Consider the following 19,293-nt stretch of genomic DNA (forward strand, 5'->3'; position numbering starts at 1 on the left):
TCGCCGGGTGTCGTTCCGGGGTCGTGTCCTGCGCTGCATGATTTACGGCGCGTACTCCCGAGACGCGGAGCCACCGCCTAGACGCGCCACAAATCACGCTCTACGCTCCGGACACCACCCCTGCACGACCCCCTTCACCCCAACCGTCCCGGACACGTGTGTCCGACCGCCAAGGGACGGCGGCCGGGCGTTCACGCCAGGGATGTTCCCTCGCCCCGCAGGGCACCGCTCACCCGCGCTGACGCGGGCGGGTGTGGCCGACCACCGAGGGACTGTAAAACGTTCGGTGTAACTCCCGATCATGGAAGATGCATCGATGACCAGCAACAACGTGACCGAGGCCGAGACTGTCGAGCCGTCTGAGCCGGTGCCGCCGAAGTCTGTGGATGACCGGCTGATCGACGAGCTCGTGGGCCGGGCTCAGGCCGAGGGCCTGCAGCTGACCGGCGAGGGCGGGCTGCTCCAGCAGCTGACGAAGCGACTCCTGGAGTCCGCTCTCGAGGGTGAGATCACCGACCACCTCGGCTATGACAAGCACGATCCTGCCGGGAAGAACGGCGGCAACAGCCGCAACGGGACCCGAGCCAAGACCGTGCTGACCGACGTCGGCCCGGTGGAGATAACCGTGCCCCGCGACCGCGAGGGTTCCTTCGAGCCGAAGATCGTCAAGAAGCGCCAGAAGCGCCTTTCCGGCGTCGACGAGATGGTCATCTCGCTCGCCGCGAAGGGCCTGACGACCGGTGAGGTCCAGGCCCACCTGTCCGAGGTCTATGGCGCCGAGGTGTCCCGTCAGACGATCTCCACGATCACCGACAAGGTCCTCGAAGGCATGGCCGAATGGCAGAACCGGCCCCTGGACTCGGTCCATCCGGTGGTCTTCATCGACGCTATCCACGTGAAGATCCGCGACGGCGCCGTGGCGAACCGGCCCATCTACGTTGCCCTGGCCGTCACGGCCGAGGGCCGGCGGGACATTCTCGGGCTGTGGGCCGGCGACGGCGGCGAGGGTGCCAAGCACTGGATGCACATCCTCACCGAGATCAAGAACCGCGGAGTGAACGACGTCCTCATGCCCGTCTGCGACGGGCTCAAGGGCCTGCCCGAGGCAGTCGAGGCCGTCTGGCCCCGCACCACCGTCCAGACCTGCGTGGTCCACCTGCTGCGGAACTCCTTCCGCTATGCAGCCCGCCAGGACCGGGACAAGATCGCCAAGGTACTCAAGCCCGTCTACACCGCGGCGACCGAGGAGGCCGCACTCGAGCGGTTCGCGGAGTTCGCCGACACGTGGGGCAAGAAGTATCCAGCGATCGTCCGGCTCTGGGAGAACGCCTGGGAGGAGTTCACTCCCTTCCTCCGCTTCGACACCGAGATCCGACGCATCGTCTGCACCACCGACGCGATCGAGTCCGTGAACGCGCGGATCCGACGGGCGGTGAAAGCCCGCGGCCACTTCCCGAACGAGCAGGCCGCCCTGAAGTGCGTCTACATGGCGATCATGTCGCTGGACCCGACCGGCAGGGGCCAGGCCCGCTGGACCATGCGCTGGAAGACAGCCTTGAACGCCTTCGACATCACCTTCGACGGCCGACTCTCCGCAGCACGCCAGTAACCCTCAACAACCCGAGTTACACCGCTCGTTTGACAGACCCTGGCCTGGCCCGACCCCGCGCGAACCTCATCGACCATGTCCTGCACTGGTCACACTGGCGCCGCCGACGACAGTTCCAAGCCCGGATGAGCCACTACAAACGACGCGGCCACACACCACCAGAAACTGCCCACACATCAGAACAAAGACCGTTGCAGTACTAGGCGCGTCCGCCCCCGCGACGGGTCAGCGGACGCCGAGCAGGTGGTCCATCGCCAGCTGGTCCAGGGCCTCGAACGCCATGCCGCGCTCGGCCGCGGCCGTCACGTCGAAGTCCTCGTACGCGGAACGGTCGGCCAGCAGCCCGGCCACGCCGTCGGCGGCGGTGGGCTGCGCCAGCTCGTCCAGCCGGGAGGCGCGCAGCGCGTCCTGGACCGCCGGATCGGCGCGGAAGGCGGCGGCCCGGTCCTTGAGGATCAGGTAGTTGCGCATGCAGCCCGCGGCCGAGGCCCAGACGCCGTCGTAGTCCTCGGTCCGCGGCGGCTTGAAGTCGAAGTGGCGCGGGCCCCGGTAGCCGGCCGTCTCCAGCAGGTCGACGAGCCAGAAGGCCTGGCGCAGGTCACCGGCGCCGAAGCGGAGGTCCTGGTCGTACTTGATGCCGGACTGCCCGTTCAGGTCAAGGTGGAAGAGCTTGCCCGCCCAGATCGCCTGCGCGATGCCGTGCGCGAAGTTCAGCCCGGCCATCTGCTCGTGGCCGACCTCCGGGTTCACGCCGTACATCTCCGGGCGCTCCAGGCGCTCGATGAAGGCAAGGGCGTGGCCGACCGTCGGCAGCAGGATGTCACCGCGCGGCTCGTTCGGCTTGGGCTCGATGGCGAACCTCAGGTCGTAGCCCTGCTCGACGACGTACTCCCCGAGCAGGTCGAACGCCTCCTTCATCCGGTCCAGCGCGAGACGGATGTCCTTCGCACCCCCGGACTCCGCCCCCTCACGGCCGCCCCAAGCCACATAGGTCTCCGCACCCAGCTCGACGGCCAGATCGATGTTGCGGATGACCTTGCGCAGCGCGAACCGGCGCACATCTCGGTCGTTCGAGGTGAACCCGCCGTCCTTGAACACCGGGTGCGTGAACAGGTTCGTCGTGGCCATCGGAACCTTGAGACCGGCCGCGTCCAGCGACTGGCGGAACCGCTTCACAATGCCCTCGCGCTCGGAGTCCGTCGAGCCGAACGGGATCAGGTCGTCATCGTGGAACGTCACACCGTACGCGCCGAGCTCAGCGAGGCGCTGCACGGAGTCGACCGGGTCGATCGCCTCCCGGGTCGCGTCACCGAACGGGTCGCGCCCCTGCCAGCCCACGGTCCACAGGCCGAAGGTGAACTTGTCCTGCGGGGTGGGGGTGAAACGTTCGGTCATGGTCCAACCGCCTTCGGTGCCATGGGTCCGCAGCCGGTCGGGCCGCCGAACCTCAATTTGTTCAGTGTCATGACTAATCATGCACGGACCACCCCGGCGACGTAACCCCCCGACCCGATCCCATACCCAACCCCTGACACGGACACCCGTCCGACGATCTACTCCACCCCACGTCCATCCCGCGTCCACCCCAGGACGGAAATCCGCCCCGCCCCCTGTTCCCCGCCGGTTCGATCACCTAATTTGTTCTCCGTACGATCAAATACCCGCAGGGCGATGTCCCACGGCATCCCGCTACGCAGGACCGACCCCTGAGACCCCAGAGCCAGAGAATGAGGCCAGCCATGCCGCCGCATACCGTCGTCATCGGTGTGGACAGCTCCACCCAGTCCACCAAAGCGGCGTTCGTCGACATCGCGACCGGCCGGCTGCTCGCCGTCGGCCGCGCCCCCCATGTCGTCACCGGGGAGGCCGGAGCCCGCGAGACGGACCCCGAGGTGTGGTGGCAGGCCCTGTGCGACGCGGTCGCCGCCGGGCTCAAGGAGTCGAGCGTCCCCGCCTCGGCCGTCGCCGGGATCGCCGTGGCGGGCCAGCAGCACGGCCTCGTCGTACTGGACGCGGACGGCGCCCCGCTGCGCCCGGCGCTGCTGTGGAACGACACCCGCTCCGCCCCGCAGGCCGCCGCCCTCACCGCGGCGCTGGGCGGTGCCGACGCCTGGACCGCGCGCACCGGCTCCGTGCCGGTGGCCGCGATGACCGCGTCGAAGTGGCAGTGGCTGCGGGAGAACGAGCCCGCCACCGCCGCGGCGGCCGCGGCGATCCGGCTGCCCCACGACTTCCTCACCGAGCGGCTGTCCGGCCGCGCCGTCACCGACCCCGGCGACGCGTCCGGCACCTGCTGGTACTCCACCGCCACCGGGACCTATGACCCCGAGCTGCTCGAACTCCTCTCCATCGAGCCCGCGTTGCTGCCCGAGGTGGCCGCGAGCGGCGCGGCCCGCATCGGCTCTCTGACCGCCCGCGCGGCCGAGGCGCTCGGCCTGTCCGCCGGTATCGCCGTCGCGGCGGGCACCGGGGACAACATGAGCGCCGCCGTCGGTCTCGGGCTCGGCGGCGCCGGGCTCCTGGACCATCCGGTGCTGAGCCTCGGCACCTCCGGCACGGCCTTCGCCGCCTCCCGGACCAGGCCCGCCTCCCCCGCGCTCTCCGGCTTCGCCGCGGCCGACGGCACGTACCTCCCGCTGGCCTGCACCCTCAACTGCACGCTCGCCGTCGACAAGGTCGCGGCCCTGCTCGGCCTGGACCGCGCCGACGCCGCACCCGGCGGCGGGACGGTGGTCCTGCCCTACCTGGACGGCGAGCGCACCCCGGACCTGCCCACCGCCTCCGGCCTCCTCACCGGGCTGCGGCACGACACCACCCCCCAGCAGATCCTCGGCGCCGCCTACGAGGGCGCGGTCTTCACCGTGCTGCGGGCGCTCGACGAACTGCTCCGGGCCTGCGGGCTCGACCCGGCGGACCCCGAAGTGGCGGCCCGGCCGCTGCTGCTGATCGGCGGCGGCGCCCAGGGGCACCAATGGGTGGAGACCGTCAGGCGGCTGTCGGGGCGCCCGGTGACGGTACCGGCGAGCGGCGAACTCGTCGCGGTGGGCGCGGCGGCCCTCGCCGCATCGGCCGCCACGGGCACGGACCCGGTCGCGGTCGCCACCGGCTGGCGGACCGACGGGGGCCGGCAACTGGGCGCGGTGGAAAGGGACCTGGCCACCTGGGACCGGATCGGCTCGGTACTGGACCGGGCGGCCGGGCCGCTGCTGGGCGGGGACCGCCCGCAGGACTGAACGCGGGCGGTGGCGCCGGGAGCGACGGCCGACGTCCCGTCAGCGACCCGTTTTGGATAGCGAACTGATGTTCACTACTATCCGGCGATGATCATAAGAAGAAGGCTGACGGTCGGGGTGGGTATTCTGCTCGCCACCCTGACCGCCGGGCTCGGCTCGGCCCTCCCCGCCGCGGCCGATGAAACCCCCACCAAAGCATCTCCCAAGGTCGAGCTGGTGCTCGATGTCAGTGGCTCCATGCGGACCCGTGACATCGACGGCCAGTCCCGGATGACCGCGGCGAAGCAGGCGTTCAACGAGGTCCTGGACGCGGTGCCCGAGCAGGTGCAGCTCGGCATCCGCACCCTCGGCGCCGACTACCCGGGCGACGACCGGAAGGTCGGCTGCAAGGACACCAAGGCACTCTACCCGGTCGGCCCGCTCGACCGCACAGAGGCCAAGACCGCGGTCGCCACCCTCGCCCCCACCGGCTGGACCCCGATCGGACCCGCCCTGCTGGGCGCCGCCGACGATCTGGAGGGCGGCGACTCCACCCGCCGGATCGTGCTGATCAGCGACGGCGAGGACACCTGCGGCCCGCTCGACCCGTGCGAGGTGGCCCGGGACATCGCCGCGCGCGGCATCCACCTGGTCATCGACACCCTCGGCCTGGTGCCGAACGAGAAGATCCGCAAGCAGCTGACCTGCATCGCGGAGGCCACCGGCGGCACGTACACCGCCGTCCAGCACACCGATGAACTCTCCGGCCGGGTAAAGCAGTTGGTCGACCGGGCGGCAGAGCCCGTCGTCACCCCCGTGGCGACGGAGGGCGCGGACAGCTGCACCGACGCCCCGAAGCTCAAGGCGGGCCTCTACACCGACCGCGAGAAGATCGGTGAGCACCGCTGGTACCGGGTGGAGGTGCTGCCCGGCCAGGAACTGCGCGCCTCGGTCAGCGTCTTCGCGGACCGGGCCGTGAACAACGACTACGGGACGCTGCTGCGCGCGGTGACCGTGCACGGCCGGGAGATCGTCAGGGGTTCCGAGTCCGGCACCGGGCGCACGGACGCCATCTCGTCCGGGCTGCGCTACCCGAGGCCCGAACAGGACGATGACGACGAGGAGCCGGTCCCGGAGACTGTCTGCCTCCAGGTCAGCAACTCCTTCTCGGCGCCCGCCTCGGTGAAGACCTCGCCCGGTATGCCGGTCGAGGTGACCGTCGATGTGGTGGACGGTCCCGACAACGCGGCCGACGTCGCCGCGTTCGGCCTGGGCCGCGGCTGGTGGCTGCTCGGCGTGCTCGTCCTCACCGGACTGGTCGCCGGCCTGCTGACCGGCTGGATCTCGCGCTGGCGCATCGCCGTCTGGAGGACCAACCGATGATCCGTACGACACGTGTGCTCGCGGGCGCGCTGCTGACCGGCCTCGCCCTGCTGACCGGGACGGGAGCCGCCGCCGCGGACGACCCGTCACCGAGCCCCAGCGCCTCCGGCGACGGCTCCGGACCCACGGAGGCGGGCACCGCCTTCCGCACCGCCACCGCGATCCAGCAGAACCAGACCGCCACCGCCGGAGGCTCCACCGGCGACTACCTGTACTGGGTGTTCCCGGCCGACGCGGGCCGGCGGCCCACCGTCAGGGCGAAGGTCACCCTGCCCGAGGCAGCCACCCGGCACGGCGTCTCGACGTGGCAGATCGACGTGTACGACGGGCTGCGCCGCCGCCAGGCGTGCATGTACGGCAAGCAGACCGGCAAGGCCGCGGCCGACGCCGCCACGGTCGAGCTCACCTGCGTCCTGCGGACCGTCAGGGCCTGGTCGGAGCCGTGGGCCAACGACCCACTGCCCGGCAGCTATTACGTCCGCCTCACCGTCGTCGATCTGCCCTCGTCGGATCTCGGTCTGCCGGTACAGACCGAGGTCGAGGTCACGTCGGCCGGGAAGGGCGGTGCCGGGGACGTCGACGGCACGCTCTCCAAGCCGCTGGTGCCCGGGGTGTCCTCCGCCGAGCAGGCCTCCGACGACGGTGCCTCGGCCGCCCCGGTCCCGCTGGCCGGTGAGCCCGAGGACGGCTGGGCCTCCGGCTGGTGGACCGACCGCTGGCTGTGGACCGTCGGCGGCGGGGTGCTGGGCGCGCTCGCGGCCGTCTTCGGCTACTCGCTGACCCGCGGCAACGGCCGCCCGTCCCGGGTTCCGCCGGGCATGTGACGTACGCCCGTCGGCCGGACCGGACCCCGGACCGGCCGACGGGCGTACTGACGGACCGACGGGTTGATCAGGACTGGCGTTCGGCGGCGAACGGGCCGTCGGGGGCGAAAGCGAGCGCGGCGAAGCGGTCGCCCATGCGCCGGTGAGTCGCCGCGTCCGGGTGGAGCTGGTCCGGCAGCGGCAGTTCGGCGAAGTCCCGCTCTCCGTACAGACCGCGGCCGTCGAGGTAGTACAGGCTCGGGTCGTCGGCGGAGCGCTGCTCGACGAGGCCGCTCAGGGCCTCCCGGATGACGTTGAGCGTCAGCTTTCCGGCGGCCCTCTCCGCAGGGTCACCCAGCGCCTTGAACTGAAGCCTTCCCTCACTGAGGTTGCTGAAGTCGGGCATGCTCGGACCCGGAGTGTCCTCGTGGATGGGGCACAGGACCGGCGAGACGACCAGCAGCGGCGCCGTGGGGTGCCCCTCGCGGATGGTGTCGAGGAAGCCGTGCACCGCCGGGGTGAAGGCCCGCAGCCGCATCAGGTCGACGTTGACGAGGTTGAGGCCGATCTTGACGCTGATCAGGTCCGCCGGTGTGTCGCGCATCGCCCGCGCCGTGAACGGGTCGAGCAGGGCGCTGCCGCCCAGGCCCAGGTTGACCAGCTCCACCCCGCCGAGGGAGGCCGCCAGCGCGGGCCAGGTGGTGGTGGGGCTCGCGGCGTCGGAGCCGTGGCTGATCGAACTGCCGTGGTGCAGCCACACCTTGCGGCCCCGGTCGGGGGCGGGTTCGACGGGGGCGTCGGTGCGCAGGGCGACGAGTTCGGTGTTCTCGTTGTACGGCAGCCAGATCTCGACGTCCTTCCCGCCTTCGGGCAGCCCGGCGAACCGTACGGTGCCGACCGGCCCCGCCTGCGTCTGCGCGGTCCCGGCGGTCATGTCGACCAGGAGGACGTTGCCGTCCGTCACGCTCTCCTGTCCCGCGAGGCGGCCGTCGACGAGCAGGTCGTAGACGCCGTCGGGACGGGGCGGCGCGCCCTGATAGGCCGTCCTGGTGCGGAGTGCGTCCAGCTCGATCACGGTGGCGGCGGTACGGAACACCAGCCGCACGCCGGACGGCTGGGCCTCCGCCATCGCCAACTGCGCGTCGGCGCACTGTGCGCGGGCGCGGGCGGGCAGCCGGTGCGGGCGCACTCCGTGCTCGGTGCGCTCCAGGTCGAGCGCACCGCGCAGGAGCTCCGCGGTGATCGGTGTGGTGATCCAGTCGGTTTCGGTCTGCATGTCTCTACCTGATGTCTCTACCTGTTGCTTGCAACGTTGAGGTGCTGCTCGGAACGCTGAGGTGTCGCTCGGAACGCTGAGGTGCCCGGAAACTCCGGTCAGGGCGCGGGCCAGTTCCGCAGCAGGGCGTCCAGTGCGTCCAAGGACCGCGACCAGCTCTCCTGCGAGTCGGGGGCGCTGTGGCTGAATCCGCCCTGCATCTCCAGGCTGACGTAGCCGTGGAAGACGCTGCCCAGCAGCCGGACGGCATGTGTCCGGTCGGGCTCGGTCAGGGCGTAGCCGCGCAGGATGGCCCTGGTCATCTGCGAGTGCCTGCGGCCGGCGCTGGCAGCAGCCGCTTCGGGGTCGAGTCTCAGTTGGGCCGCGGCGTAACGACCGGGGTGCTCGCGGGCGTAGTCGCGGTACACGTCCGCGAAGGCCTTGAGGGCGTCCTTGCCCGCCCGGCCGGCGAGTGCGGCGGCACCGCGGTCGGCCAGCTCCTCCAGAGCGAGCAGGGCGATCCTGGTCTTGAGGTCGTGGGAGTTCTTCAGATGCGAGTACAGGCTCGCGACCTTGACGTCGAACCGCCGGGCGAGCGCCGAGACGGTCACCTGGTCGAAGCCGACCTCATCGGCCAGCTCCGCCCCGGCCTGAGTCAGGCGGTCAGCCGTCAGCCCCGCGCGCACCATGCTCTTCCTTCCGTCAGCCTTCACCCACAACCCTACACCTATTAAGGATTTACCTAATAGATGTAGGCATTATTCAGATGCCCAGCCGCCTCAACGGTGGATATTGAACCGATATGTTCCATCTATCGCCAGGAGCGTCGCATACCGCCCAGAATGTCCCTGTCGGTTGTACCGGTCGCCGGGTCCTCCGGCCACGACCGTAGGCTGTCGATCCAAGGGGAGAAACATCATGCGCCCGTCCTCCGCTCTCACCGCCGCGCTCACCACGACGGCCGCCGCGGCCCTGACCGTCACCGGCGCGGCCGCCGCCCCTGCGGCCGGCACGTCGGCCGGTGCGTCGGCCCGCCCGAGCGTCTGCCAGGAGCAGTCCCTCAGCGTCTCGGCCTCGTCCGGCGGGCAGCGGAACATGGCGCGGATCGCCGTCACCAACCGGGGCGGGGTCACCTGCGTGGTGGACCGCGTCCCCACGGTCACCTTCCGGGGGCTGGACGGCTCGGCCGCGGCCGTACCGCCGGCCACCAGCGGACCGTACGTGCTCTCGCCGGGCGAGCGCGGGTACGCCGCCGTGCGCACGGCGGCCCCGGGCGCCACCGAGGGCCATGTCGTCCGCAGCCTGTCCGTGGCGGCGGACCCCTCGCACCACGGCGTCACGTTCGGCGCCGCGACGGTGGGCATGGGCCGGGGAATCCAGGTGTGGGAACCGGTCACCACCCTCTGGCACCCTTCCCGCGCCGCGGCCGACCGGGCTCTGGAGAACGCGACACGCTGAGCTCGGGACGGGGCCGGCCCTGCTCCCGGCCCCTCACCGCCATGTGCGGCGTCACCTCGGGGCGGGGCCGGTGCTCTCCCGCACCGTCAGCTCCGGTGCCAGCAGCTCCGTTCCGTCCGTGCCCCGGCCGGAGAGTTTGGCGACGACCTGCTCGACCGAGCGGCGCCCCATCTCCTGCGCGGGAATGGCCACAGAGGTGAGCCGCACCGAGGCCTGGGAGGCCACCTGCTGGGGGCAGATGGCGACCACCGAAACATCCTCGGGCACGGCCCGGCCCTGCTGGCGCAACAGGTTGAGCAGCGGTTCCACCGCGGACTCGTTCTGCACGATGAAGCCCGTGGTGCCGGGGCGCTCGTCGAATATCCGCGAGAGGGTCTGGGCCATCGCGGGGTAGCCGCCCTCGCAGGGCCGGTGCAGGACCCGCACGCCGGTCTCCCGCGCCCTGGCCCGTACTCCGTCGACGGTCCGCTCGGCGAATCCGGTGTGCCGCTCGTACACCGCGGCCGCCTCGCCGATCACCGCGATCTCATGGTGCCCGAGTTCCGCGAGGTGCTCGACGCAGAGCGCCCCGGTCGCCTCGAAGTCGAGGTCCACGCAGGTGAGACCGGCGGTGTCGGCGGGCAGTCCGATCAGCACGGCGGCGCGGTCTGTCTCGCGCAGCAGCGGAAGCCGTTCGTCGTGCAGTTCGACGTCCATCAGGATCATGGCGTCCGCGAGCGAGCTGCCGGTGATCCGGCGCACCGCGGCCGGGCCCTCCTCACCGGTCAGCAACAGGACGTCGTAGCCGTGGACGCGGGCCGTCGTGGCGACGGCGATGGCGATCTCCATCATCACGGGGACGTACATGTCGGTACGCAGCGGCACCATGAGCGCGATGATGTTCGACCGGCTGCTGGCGAGCGCCCGCGCACCCGCGTTGGGGTGGTAGCCGAGCTCCTTGATGCTCCGTTCCACCCGTTCCCGGGTGGGGACCGAGATGGACCGCTTCCCGCTGAGGACGTAGCTCACCGTGCTGGCGGAGACTCCGGCGTGCTGTGCGACCTCGGCAAGGGTGACCATTCAGCTCTCCATCACGGAACGACGTCGGACACCGGCACGCGGAGGGGCGGCTTCAGTCGGACACCACTGCGGCGAAGCGCTTCCACTCCCCACCCATCACCTTGTGCGTGTACGGATGGTGTGAGCCTAGACGTGCTGCTAAAGCGTGTCCATAGCGTTGTCGAAGCGCTTCGACACACGTGCGTCGACGGATGTCTGCGGAGACGGCGGCCCGTGGCGGTCGCCCGTACGGCCACCGCCACGCTATGCCGTCCGGCCCGATTCAGGCGTCGAGCAGTACGAGGAAGGCCTCCATGTCGTTCTGGGTCATCACCGGGAGCTTGCGGAGGTCCGTGTCCGGCACCGCGAGCCGCAGTCCGGGGAACCGGGCGAAGAGGGCGGGCAGCGCTATCCCCGCCTCGACCCGGGAGAGCGCGGCGCCGGGGCAGATGTGCGGACCGTGGCCGAACGTCATGTGCCGGATGGGGGCGGGGCGGGTGATGTCGAAGGCGTCCGCGTCTGCGCCGTGCTGCTCGAAGTCCCGGCCGATGGCCCGGTACGAGATGACCACGCCCTCGCCCTTGGCTATGACGTCGTCACCCACCTGGATGTCCTCGGTCGCGAACCGCATCAGCAGATGGGTGGTCGGGGTGTCCCACCGCAGCGTCTCCTCGATCACCGCCTCCCAGGAGGCCTCCCCTTCGAGGACCATCCGCAGCTGTTCCGGGTGGGACAGGAGGGCTCGTACCGCGTTGAGGATGAGCCCGATGGTGGTCTCGTGGCCGGCCGCGACCATCGCCTTGAGGTTGCCCACCACCTCTTCTTCCGTGAGCGGCTCGCCGCCCTCGTCGGCGAGGATGAGCGCGGAGGTCAGGTCGTCGGTGGGCCGGGCGGCCTTCTCGCGGACCAGCCCGGCGTAGAAGACGTCCAACTCGGCCAGCAGGGCCAGCCGTTCGTCCTGCGGGGTGAGCATCGAGAAGAAGGCCTTGTACTGTCTGGTCAGCATGGCGTTCTCGGCGGGGTCCACGCCCATGAGCATGCCGACGACCCGCATCGGCAGCGGCTGCGCGAACACCGATTTGAGGTCGACGACGGCCCCGTCCCTGCCGCCGTCCGCGAGCGCGTCCAGCAGTTCCTCGGTGAACTTCTCGATGTCGGGCCTGAGGGCCTCCAGCCGGCGGGGGGTGAGCGCCTGGGAGGTCTTGGTGCGCAGCCGCCGGTGCTCGGCGCCGTCCACGGTGAACATGGACGGCCCGGCGTCGATCATGCCGATGAGCGGCCACGCGTGCGTCACCTCGCCGCTCTTCCACAGTCCCCAGGCGTCGAGATCCTTCACCAGCCTCGGGTCGACCAGGAGTTGACGGGCGTCGGCGTGCCGGGTGATCGTCCGGGCGGGTACGCCGAGCAGCTCGATCCTGGCCAGCCGGCCGGCCTCACGCAGCCTCGCGGTCTCACCGTCCAGGTCCTGGACCATGGGGTCGATGACGACGGTCCCGCCGTCCGGGGCAGCAGCGTGCGCAGCGGCGTGAGGGCAGTTCACGAGAGGTCTCCTGTCGTACGAACGGGGGTGAACCGAACGGGCAGCGCGGTGGTACCGCGCAGGAACGCGGAGGGCCGTCGCACCAGATCCGCGACGGGGACCCGGAGCTCCAGGTCGGGCAGGCGGTCGAGCAGCACCTCGATGCCGGTACGCGCGATGGTCTCCGCGATCTCCTGGGCGGGGAAGGGGCACCGGTACTCGCCGTGGCTGAAGGCGAGATGCGCGCCGTTGCCGCCCTGGCCCGAGGAGCCGCCGCCGGTCAGGCTCTGCCGGATCAGCGGATCGGTGTTGGCGGCGCCGAGCCCGAGCAGCAGCATGTCCCCCGCCCTGATCGGCCGTCCGCCGAGCCGGGTGTCGCGGGCGGCCCAGCGTCCGGCGAGGATCTGCGTCGGCCCGTCCTCCCAGAGCACCTCGTTCATGGCCTCGGCCACGCTGCGCCGGCCGCCCGCCATGGACTGCGCGAACTCGTCCTCCGTGAGCATCAGCCGCAGTGAGTTGCTGATCCAGTCGGCGGTGGTCAGGTGCCCGGCGGCCGTGATGGCCATCAGGTCGAGCATGTACTCCTCATCGGTGAAGGCCTCGGGGAACGCGAGCATCCGGGAGGTCACGTCGTCGCCGGGTGCGGCACGCTTCGCGGCGACGAGTCGCGCCATGTGTTCCCCGAACCGCAGATGGGCCTCCTGCGCGCCCGGACCGCCGTCGGCCAGGTCCTTGAGCACGTGGGCGATGGCGCCGCCCTCGTCGTCGGGGAATCCGACCAGCCTCGCGAGGACCAGGACCGGAAGGGGCTCGCAGAAGTCGGCGACGAGATCGGCCGTGCCCCGGCTGCACACGGCGTCGATCAGCCGGTCGGCCAACTGCTCGCAGTGGCTGCGGATCTCGAACGGGTCGGCTCCTTCGAGGGCGGGTCCGACCATCCGGGCGTGCCGCCGGTGCTCGTCGCCCGCGCTGAAGTAGATGGACGGCAGCGGCCGCCCGACCATGGGCAGCAACGGCCAGTCCTGCGGGATGTGCTCCCACTGGTTCCAGAGGCCGACGTCGCGCGGGAACAGCTCACCGTCACTGGTGACCTGATGGAGTTCCCGGTAGCCGATGACCAGCCAGGCGGGGAACCCGCCCGGCAGCTCGACGGGGACGACCGGCCCGTGGTCCCGCCGCATGGCGCGATAGACGGCTCGCGGCTCGGTCTGGAACGAGGGCCCGCTGAGGGGTACGGGGCCGGGACCCGCGTGCGCGGGGCACTCCGAAGGAGGTGAGACGGACTCGGGCTCTGCGGAGGAAGGGCGCGTCATCGTCCTGACTTCTGTGGCGGCAGTGTCACGCGTCACGATCGTGCGGTCAACGCACGCCCACTATAAGGATTTTATGTGACACCACAGCAGCCAATGACGATCAAATATGCACCCAACACAGAGCAACCGGTCGACATCTCACGACAATTGACGACCGAATCCGGCACCGCCTCCAGGTGCCGACGCGGTACGGCGACGCGGCTACGAGCGCACGGGACCCGGGCCGCCGCACAGCTCCCCTGCCTCGAAGGCGACGTTGACGAGTCCGGCGACCCGGTCGGCACCGGTCACGAGCTTCAGCGCATGCCACTTGGAGAGCCAGTACACGCGTCCCCGGTGACCGGCGAGGGTCTCCCGCAGCCCGTCCGGAGCATGCGTCCACACCCTCGGAAGGGCGCCCGCGTAGTCGAACGCGGCCCGCAGACCGACCCAGCCGTCGTCCCGGACATCGTCCGCGGTCAGCAGTATCTCGACGGCCTGACCAGGCTCCTGCCGGCACTTCTTGGCGTGGATCCAGTGCACTTGGTGGCCTGCGGCGTACCGCTCGCAGTTCCCGCTCCGCACGGAGCCGTGCTCGGGGAGATGACGCAGCATGGTGAGTCCCGCCTTCCGGGGATGATGGACCCCGAGCGCTCTGCACCGCGGTCCGCTGTTCCCCGCACCTCGCGCACGGGGCAGGTCGTCACCCGGAGCACCCGCAGCGGAGCGGGGTGCCGTCCAGCAAGCCGGGGCTGCGCACTGGAACTCATGACCCGGCAAAAACCCTAACGCACCGAGCGGGCGCGCCCGGACACGCGGGACCGCTCAACCGACGGGCGGTCAGGGACGCACAGGAACGGGCCGGACCCGACCCCGTGCGCCCCCGCCTCTCCCCCGACGGCGGTCCGGCTTCCGTTCAGCCGCCCGTGCCGCCCCGTGCCGCCCCGTCAGCCGGTGACCAGGCCCGGGTCACTCGTTCCGGCCTCACCCGTCTCGACGTGTCCGGCGAACCGGCGGAGGAACGTGGCGTCCGCGTCCGAGACCACCTCGATGTCGTACCAGCGCTTGCTTCCGCGCAGGTCAACGGTGTGCTGCACGGTCGCGCCGGACCGCACCGCGAAGGTCTGCGTACCGCCGCCGTAGGCGTCCGCGTTGCGCACGGTCAGCTGGACCGTCTCCGTACCGGCATGGCTGAGAGTCAGGTCGAGAGCTCCGCTCACCGCGTGATGACGCGCCGTCACCTCCGGACCGGCCGCCTTGCCGGGCCCCCTGAAGGTCCGCAGGAAACCGTTCGGACCGTGCACGGTGAGGTCGGTCACGCCGCTGGAGTAGGCCGTGTTCCAGCTGTCGGAGAGCGACTTGCCCGCCTCTGTGGTGTAGGTCCAGGGCCCGTCACCGCGGTTGGCGGACGTCACCAGGAACTGCGCTCCGGCCTCGTCCCCGCCACTGAAGGTGAGCTGGTACTTCCCGGTGCCCGGGTCTGCCGCCCCGTCCACGAGCGGCGCGTACCGCAGTGGCCGGGTGGGCCGCGTCCCGGACTCCTGCTTCGGCACGCTGCCGGAGACCGGCGGCACCGGAACGTAGTCGGGGTGCCGGTCCCCGTCCGGCGGCGCGTATCCGTCCGTGGAGGGCAGCGAGGCGGGCGCGGTGTCCGTCGTACGGAAGTCGAAGGCCGAGGTGAGATCGCCGCAGACAGCGCGCCGCCAGGGCGAGATGTTGGGCTCGTGCACACCGAAGCGCTCTTCCATGAACCGGATGACGGAGGTGTGGTCGAAGACCTCCGAACACGCGAACCCGCCGGTGCTCCACGGGGACACGACCGTCATGGGCACGCGCTGACCGAGCCCGTACGGACCGGCCGCGTACCGGGTGTCGCCGGGGAAGTGGTCGGCGGAGGTGTCCACGGTGGACAGCCCCTGCGCCGCGCCGGACGGCACGAACGGCGGCACGACGTGGTCGAAGAAGCCGTCGTTCTCGTCGTAGGTGACGAAGAGGGCGGTCCGGCCCCAGACCTCGGGGTCCGAGGTCAGTGCGTCGAGCACCTGCGAGATGTACCAGGCACCGTAGTTGGCGGGCCAGTTGGGGTGCTCGCTGTAGGCCTCGGGCGAGACGACCCAGGAGATCTTGGGGAGCGTCCCGGCCCGGACATCGGCCCTCAGGTCGTCGAGGAGCCCGTCCCCGTTCTTGACGTCGGTCCCGGTGCGCGCCTTGTCGAAGAGGGGATCGCCGGGCTTGGCGTCACGGTAACTGTTGAAGTAGAGAAGCGAGTTGTCGCCGTACGTCCCCCGGTAAGCGTCGTCGATCCACCCCCAGGAACCGGCGGCGTCGAGCCCGTCACCGATGTCCTGGTAGACCTTCCACGACACCCCGGCCTCCTCCAGCCGCTCGGGGTAGGTCTTCCAGCCGTACCCCGCCTCGTCGTTGCCGAGCACGGGACCGCCGCCGGTGCCGTCGTTTCCGGTGTACCCGCTCCACAGGTAGTAGCGGTTCGGGTCGGTCGAGCCGAGGAACGAGCAGTGGTAGGCATCGCAGACGGTGAACGCGTCGGCGAGGGCGTAGTGGAACGGGATGTCCTCACGTGTCAGGTGGGCCATCGTCGTGGCGGTCTTGGCGGGCACCCACTGGTCGTACGCGCCCTTGTTCAGCGCCCGGTGCCCACCGGCCCAGTCGTGGTTCAGGTCCTGGAGGAACTGCAGCCCGAGGTCGTCGGCGGGCGGCCTGAACGGCAGCACCTCCTTGCCGGCCAGATCCTTCTGGTGCCAGACCGGCTTTCCGCCGGGCAGCGTGACCGGACGCGGGTCACCGAAGCCGCGCACACCCTTCATCGTGCCGAAGTAGTGGTCGAAGGAACGGTTCTCCTGCATCAGTACGACGATGTGCTCGACGTCCTGGAGCGTGCCCGTACGACCCTTCGCGGGCAGTGAGGCGGCGCGGGCGATGCTGCTCGACAGCGTACTGAAGGCAACCGTGCCTCCGGCGAGTTGCAGGAGGCGGCGACGGTTGAGATCTGCCATGAGTGGGGGCCTCTGTGGGGTGAGGAAACATAAGGGCGAAAACGACAGGAGTGTTCCAGAACCGACGGTCCGGTGGAAGACCCGTGCGGTGTGCACACGGTGTCCTTCGGCCGAACACCCGGCGACGAGGCGTGTCACTACCCGGGCGGGACGCGGCGGACGCCCCCTACGCGGCCCGGAATCCCGCACCGTCGAAACCGCGCCGCCCTGGGGGTTGTCCCCCGGGGTCCCCTGGGGGACAACCCCCAGGAAGGGCGGTGAGAAACCGGGTCGTGGGGAGGACGCCGGGTCCGTAGGTTCTGGGTTGAGATATTCGTACCGCACCACACAGTCCCCGGAGGAATCCCGTGACCGCCGCCCCACCCCGTCAGCCGACGCGCACGACCCACGCCCTTGTCGCGGCATTCGTGCGCTTCGTGGTCTGCGGCGGCGGGGTCGGGGTCGCCTCCAGCGGTGTGCTGGTGCTGCTCGACGACCGGATGCCGCTGGCCCTGGCGAACGCGCTGGTGACCGTGGTGTCCACGGTGATAGCCACCGAGCTGCACAGCCGGGTGTCGTTCCGCAGCGAACGCCGGGGGTGGGGCGTGCACCTCCAGTCCGGGCTGACCGTCGCCGTCAGCTACGCCTTCACGACCGGGGCGCTGCTCTGTCTGTACGCGTTCCGCTCCGAGCCGTCGGCCCTGGTCGAGCAGACTGTGTACCTTTCGGCGTCGGCGCTGGCCGGGGTCGGGCGGTTCGCCCTGCTGCGGGTGGTGGTCTTCGGGGACCGGAAGGCCGGCACGGCCCCCGGCCCGGTGCTCGGGAAGACGTCCGTGGCGATGGCCGCCTGACCGGGCGCCGGCCGGGCCGATTGGATATCGTGACTGGTCGGCCGGGCAGTCGCGCGGCCCATGGGCCGAGTGGGGGCGCGGGTGACACAAGGGCGGGCCGGATGGCTGCGAGTGCCGGTCGGGGACGGTGCCGTGCGGTGGGCCACCCGCGGGAAGTGCCTGCGGGTGCTGGTCGTCGTGCACAACGTGACCTCCGCCACCCGGCTCCTGGACGTGCTGCCGCTCTTCGACGGCGATCTGCGGATCCAGCTCCTCGCCACCTGCCCGGAGTCCTCGGCGTTCTCGGCCGGCACGGCCGAGCTCCTCGCCGGGACCGGAGTGCCGGTGCTGCCGTGGGAACAGGCCCTCGAAACACCGGTGGACCTGGCCGTCTCCGCCAGCTTCGGTGGCCAACTGGAGCGCCTGGCAAGCAAGTTGGCCATTCTCTCGCATGGTGTCGGATACACTAAGAAGCTGGCGACACCGAACACCGAACACCGAACACCGAACACCGAACACCGGCGCAGGAGCGGAGCCCGGCCCCGTGCCCGTATTCGGACAGGCTCCGCAGTGGGTCCTGGCGGACGGTGTACCCATCGCGGACGCTCTCGTCCTCTCCCATCCCGAGCAGTGCGACCGGCTGCGCGCCTCGTGTCCCGAGGCAGCGCCGACCGCTGTGCTCGCCGGTGACCCCTGCTTCGACCGCGCACTCGCCGCCCGCCCCTACCGCGAGCGTTTCCGCCGGGCTCTCGGGGTACGGGCCGGGCAACGGCTGATCGTCCTCAACTCCACGTGGAATCCGGCGTCGTTCTTCGGGGACGGCGGCGCGGGCGGCGACGACCTCCTGCCCGCGTTGCTGCCCCGGCTCGCAGGCGAGTTCCCCGTGGACGAGTACCGCTTCGCCGCCGTCCTGCACCCCAATATCTGGCACGGGCACGGCCCCGGCCAGGTCCGGGCCTGGCTCGACCGGGCGCGGCGCTGCGGGCTGGTGCTGATCGATCCGCTGGAGGGGTGGCGGCAGGCGCTGGTGGCGGCCGACGCGGTGGTCGGGGACCACGGGTCCGTCACCTTCTACGCGGCGGCGCTCGGCACTCCGGTGCTGCTGGCCGCTGCTCCGCTGGACGAACTCGATCCCGGGGCACCGATCTCCGACTTCATGCGGGTGGCGCCCCGGCTGGACCCCGGTGCGCCGCTGCGCGGGCAGATCGACCGGCTCGTGAAGCACCACCGGCCGCTGCCGGGGCCCGCCGAGTACACGACCTCCGTACCGGGTGAGGCCGCGGTCCGGCTGCGGTCCCTCTTCTATTCGATGATGGGTGCGGCGGAGCCGGAGTGGGCCGCCTCGCTGGAGCCGTTGCCGCTGCCCGGCCACGAGCCGGTGTCCGTCACGGCACCCCTCCACGTGCAGACCCGGGTGACGCGGCCGGGCGAGGTCTCGATGACCCGTTGGGCGGGGTCACCGCCCTCGGCCGAGTACGCGGGCGGCGACGCGCACGTCGCCGTGCACGAGGACACCCGCGACGTGGACGGGCTGGAGCTGGCCGACGTCGTCTTCCGGGACGGCCGGCCCGGCGATCCCCGGTTCGGGTCTCCGGCGGTCTGGACGGCCGAGGTGCTGCACCGCCACCCCGGCTGTGCGCTGGCCGCCTTCACCGTCGGCCCGTCCGAGTGTGTCGTCCGGCCGAGGGGCGGCCGGCTGCTCAGCCTGACGTGCCCGCCGGAGGCCTCGGTGGACCCCGCTGCCGCCGCCAGCGCCCTCCATGCGCTGCTGGGGGCCGGGGGCGGCGGCGACGTCATGGCGGAGCGGCTCGCGAGCCTGCTGGATGACGGCGGGTTCACCGTGCGGGCCGGGGTCGGGAGCGTGCGGGTGCGGGTCACCGGCCTGTCCGCCGGGTGACCCG

The 19,293-nt window shown here is 71.1% G+C and carries 15 protein-coding genes and 1 riboswitch; of the genes, 7 read left to right on the forward strand and 8 right to left on the reverse strand.

Annotation, left to right across the window (positions count from 1 at the left end; genetic code table 11):
* Positions 1 to 316: 316 nt before the first annotated feature.
* The gene (locus RLT59_RS04020) at positions 317 to 1,609 is read left to right on the forward strand and encodes an IS256 family transposase (RefSeq protein ID WP_311302079.1); all 1,293 of its coding nucleotides are present in this window, start codon (positions 317 to 319) and stop codon (positions 1,607 to 1,609) included.
* Positions 1,610 to 1,834: 225 nt separating this feature from the next.
* Here the strand turns inward: RLT59_RS04020 and xylA are convergent, their stop codons facing one another.
* Positions 1,835 to 3,004, reverse strand: coding sequence for a xylose isomerase (gene xylA, locus RLT59_RS04025; RefSeq protein ID WP_311302080.1), 1,170 nt, complete (start codon positions 3,002 to 3,004; stop codon positions 1,835 to 1,837).
* Between the two features lie 344 nt (positions 3,005 to 3,348).
* On the opposite strand from xylA, the gene xylB reads away from it, so the two are divergent.
* From xylB to RLT59_RS04040, 3 genes are all read left to right on the forward strand, one after another.
* Complete coding sequence (gene xylB / locus RLT59_RS04030; protein ID WP_311302081.1) at positions 3,349 to 4,842, forward strand: xylulokinase; 1,494 nt, start codon at positions 3,349 to 3,351, stop codon at positions 4,840 to 4,842.
* An 87-nt stretch (positions 4,843 to 4,929) separates the two neighbouring features.
* Complete coding sequence (locus RLT59_RS04035; protein WP_311302082.1) at positions 4,930 to 6,204, forward strand: VWA domain-containing protein; 1,275 nt, start codon at positions 4,930 to 4,932, stop codon at positions 6,202 to 6,204.
* A complete protein-coding gene (locus tag RLT59_RS04040; protein WP_311302083.1) occupies positions 6,201 to 7,028 on the forward strand; it encodes a hypothetical protein in 828 nt (275 codons plus the stop codon). Before RLT59_RS04035 ends, RLT59_RS04040 begins: the two co-directional genes overlap by 4 nt.
* A 67-nt stretch (positions 7,029 to 7,095) precedes the next feature.
* Here the strand turns inward: RLT59_RS04040 and RLT59_RS04045 are convergent, their stop codons facing one another.
* Positions 7,096 to 8,283 carry an SGNH/GDSL hydrolase family protein gene (locus RLT59_RS04045; protein ID WP_311302084.1) on the reverse strand — a complete coding sequence of 396 codons (1,188 nt, stop codon included), beginning with the start codon at positions 8,281 to 8,283 and terminating at the stop codon, positions 7,096 to 7,098.
* Positions 8,284 to 8,381: 98 nt separating this feature from the next.
* Complete coding sequence (locus RLT59_RS04050) at positions 8,382 to 8,951, reverse strand: TetR/AcrR family transcriptional regulator (RefSeq protein WP_311302085.1); 570 nt, start codon at positions 8,949 to 8,951, stop codon at positions 8,382 to 8,384.
* 229 nt (positions 8,952 to 9,180) lie between these two features.
* Here RLT59_RS04050 and RLT59_RS04055 point away from each other — a divergent pair, with 229 nt between their 5' ends.
* Complete coding sequence (locus tag RLT59_RS04055; protein WP_311302086.1) at positions 9,181 to 9,720, forward strand: DUF4232 domain-containing protein; 540 nt, start codon at positions 9,181 to 9,183, stop codon at positions 9,718 to 9,720.
* 51 nt (positions 9,721 to 9,771) lie between these two features.
* Here the strand turns inward: RLT59_RS04055 and RLT59_RS04060 are convergent, their stop codons facing one another.
* From RLT59_RS04060 to RLT59_RS04080, 5 genes are all read right to left on the reverse strand, one after another.
* Complete coding sequence (locus RLT59_RS04060) at positions 9,772 to 10,779, reverse strand: LacI family DNA-binding transcriptional regulator (RefSeq protein ID WP_311302087.1); 1,008 nt, start codon at positions 10,777 to 10,779, stop codon at positions 9,772 to 9,774.
* A 262-nt stretch (positions 10,780 to 11,041) separates the two neighbouring features.
* Positions 11,042 to 12,298, reverse strand: coding sequence for a cytochrome P450 family protein (locus RLT59_RS04065; protein WP_311302088.1), 1,257 nt, complete (start codon positions 12,296 to 12,298; stop codon positions 11,042 to 11,044).
* On the reverse strand, positions 12,295 to 13,590 hold the full coding sequence (locus tag RLT59_RS04070) for a cytochrome P450 (RefSeq protein WP_311302089.1): 1,296 nt from the start codon (positions 13,588 to 13,590) through the stop codon (positions 12,295 to 12,297). The genes RLT59_RS04065 and RLT59_RS04070 overlap by 4 nt, the downstream gene beginning before the upstream one ends.
* A gap of 201 nt (positions 13,591 to 13,791) precedes the next feature.
* Positions 13,792 to 14,184 carry a hypothetical protein gene (locus RLT59_RS04075; RefSeq protein WP_311302090.1) on the reverse strand — a complete coding sequence of 131 codons (393 nt, stop codon included), beginning with the start codon at positions 14,182 to 14,184 and terminating at the stop codon, positions 13,792 to 13,794.
* A 49-nt stretch (positions 14,185 to 14,233) separates the two neighbouring features.
* Positions 14,234 to 14,343, reverse strand: a riboswitch (SAM riboswitch).
* A 173-nt stretch (positions 14,344 to 14,516) separates the two neighbouring features.
* Positions 14,517 to 16,583 carry a phosphocholine-specific phospholipase C gene (locus tag RLT59_RS04080; protein ID WP_311302091.1) on the reverse strand — a complete coding sequence of 689 codons (2,067 nt, stop codon included), beginning with the start codon at positions 16,581 to 16,583 and terminating at the stop codon, positions 14,517 to 14,519.
* 347 nt (positions 16,584 to 16,930) lie between these two features.
* Here RLT59_RS04080 and RLT59_RS04085 point away from each other — a divergent pair, with 347 nt between their 5' ends.
* Together RLT59_RS04085 and RLT59_RS04090 are read left to right on the forward strand one after the other, a co-directional pair.
* Positions 16,931 to 17,413 carry a GtrA domain-containing protein gene (locus tag RLT59_RS04085; RefSeq protein WP_311302092.1) on the forward strand — a complete coding sequence of 161 codons (483 nt, stop codon included), beginning with the start codon at positions 16,931 to 16,933 and terminating at the stop codon, positions 17,411 to 17,413.
* 523 nt (positions 17,414 to 17,936) lie between these two features.
* Complete coding sequence (locus RLT59_RS04090; protein ID WP_311302093.1) at positions 17,937 to 19,289, forward strand: hypothetical protein; 1,353 nt, start codon at positions 17,937 to 17,939, stop codon at positions 19,287 to 19,289.
* The last annotated feature ends 4 nt before the right edge of the window (positions 19,290 to 19,293 follow it).

It is taken from the genome of Streptomyces sp. ITFR-6 (assembly GCF_031844725.1).
Taxonomy (GTDB): Bacteria; Actinomycetota; Actinomycetes; order Streptomycetales; family Streptomycetaceae; genus Streptomyces.

Excerpts from the sequence above, each read along its gene's own strand:
- RLT59_RS04020 (WP_311302079.1), top strand. The coding sequence starts at position 317 with ATGACCAGCAACAACGTGACCGAGGCCGAGACTGTCGAGCCGTCTGAG.
- xylA (WP_311302080.1), bottom strand. The coding sequence starts at position 3,004 with ATGACCGAACGTTTCACCCCCACCCCGCAGGACAAGTTCACCTTCGGC.
- xylB (WP_311302081.1), top strand. The coding sequence starts at position 3,349 with ATGCCGCCGCATACCGTCGTCATCGGTGTGGACAGCTCCACCCAGTCC.
- RLT59_RS04035 (WP_311302082.1), top strand. The coding sequence starts at position 4,930 with ATGATCATAAGAAGAAGGCTGACGGTCGGGGTGGGTATTCTGCTCGCC.
- RLT59_RS04040 (WP_311302083.1), top strand. The coding sequence starts at position 6,201 with ATGATCCGTACGACACGTGTGCTCGCGGGCGCGCTGCTGACCGGCCTC.
- RLT59_RS04045 (WP_311302084.1), bottom strand. The coding sequence starts at position 8,283 with ATGCAGACCGAAACCGACTGGATCACCACACCGATCACCGCGGAGCTC.
- RLT59_RS04050 (WP_311302085.1), bottom strand. The coding sequence starts at position 8,951 with ATGGTGCGCGCGGGGCTGACGGCTGACCGCCTGACTCAGGCCGGGGCG.
- RLT59_RS04055 (WP_311302086.1), top strand. The coding sequence starts at position 9,181 with ATGCGCCCGTCCTCCGCTCTCACCGCCGCGCTCACCACGACGGCCGCC.
- RLT59_RS04060 (WP_311302087.1), bottom strand. The coding sequence starts at position 10,779 with ATGGTCACCCTTGCCGAGGTCGCACAGCACGCCGGAGTCTCCGCCAGC.
- RLT59_RS04070 (WP_311302089.1), bottom strand. The coding sequence starts at position 13,590 with ATGACGCGCCCTTCCTCCGCAGAGCCCGAGTCCGTCTCACCTCCTTCG.
- RLT59_RS04075 (WP_311302090.1), bottom strand. The coding sequence starts at position 14,184 with ATGCTGCGTCATCTCCCCGAGCACGGCTCCGTGCGGAGCGGGAACTGC.
- RLT59_RS04080 (WP_311302091.1), bottom strand. The coding sequence starts at position 16,583 with ATGGCAGATCTCAACCGTCGCCGCCTCCTGCAACTCGCCGGAGGCACG.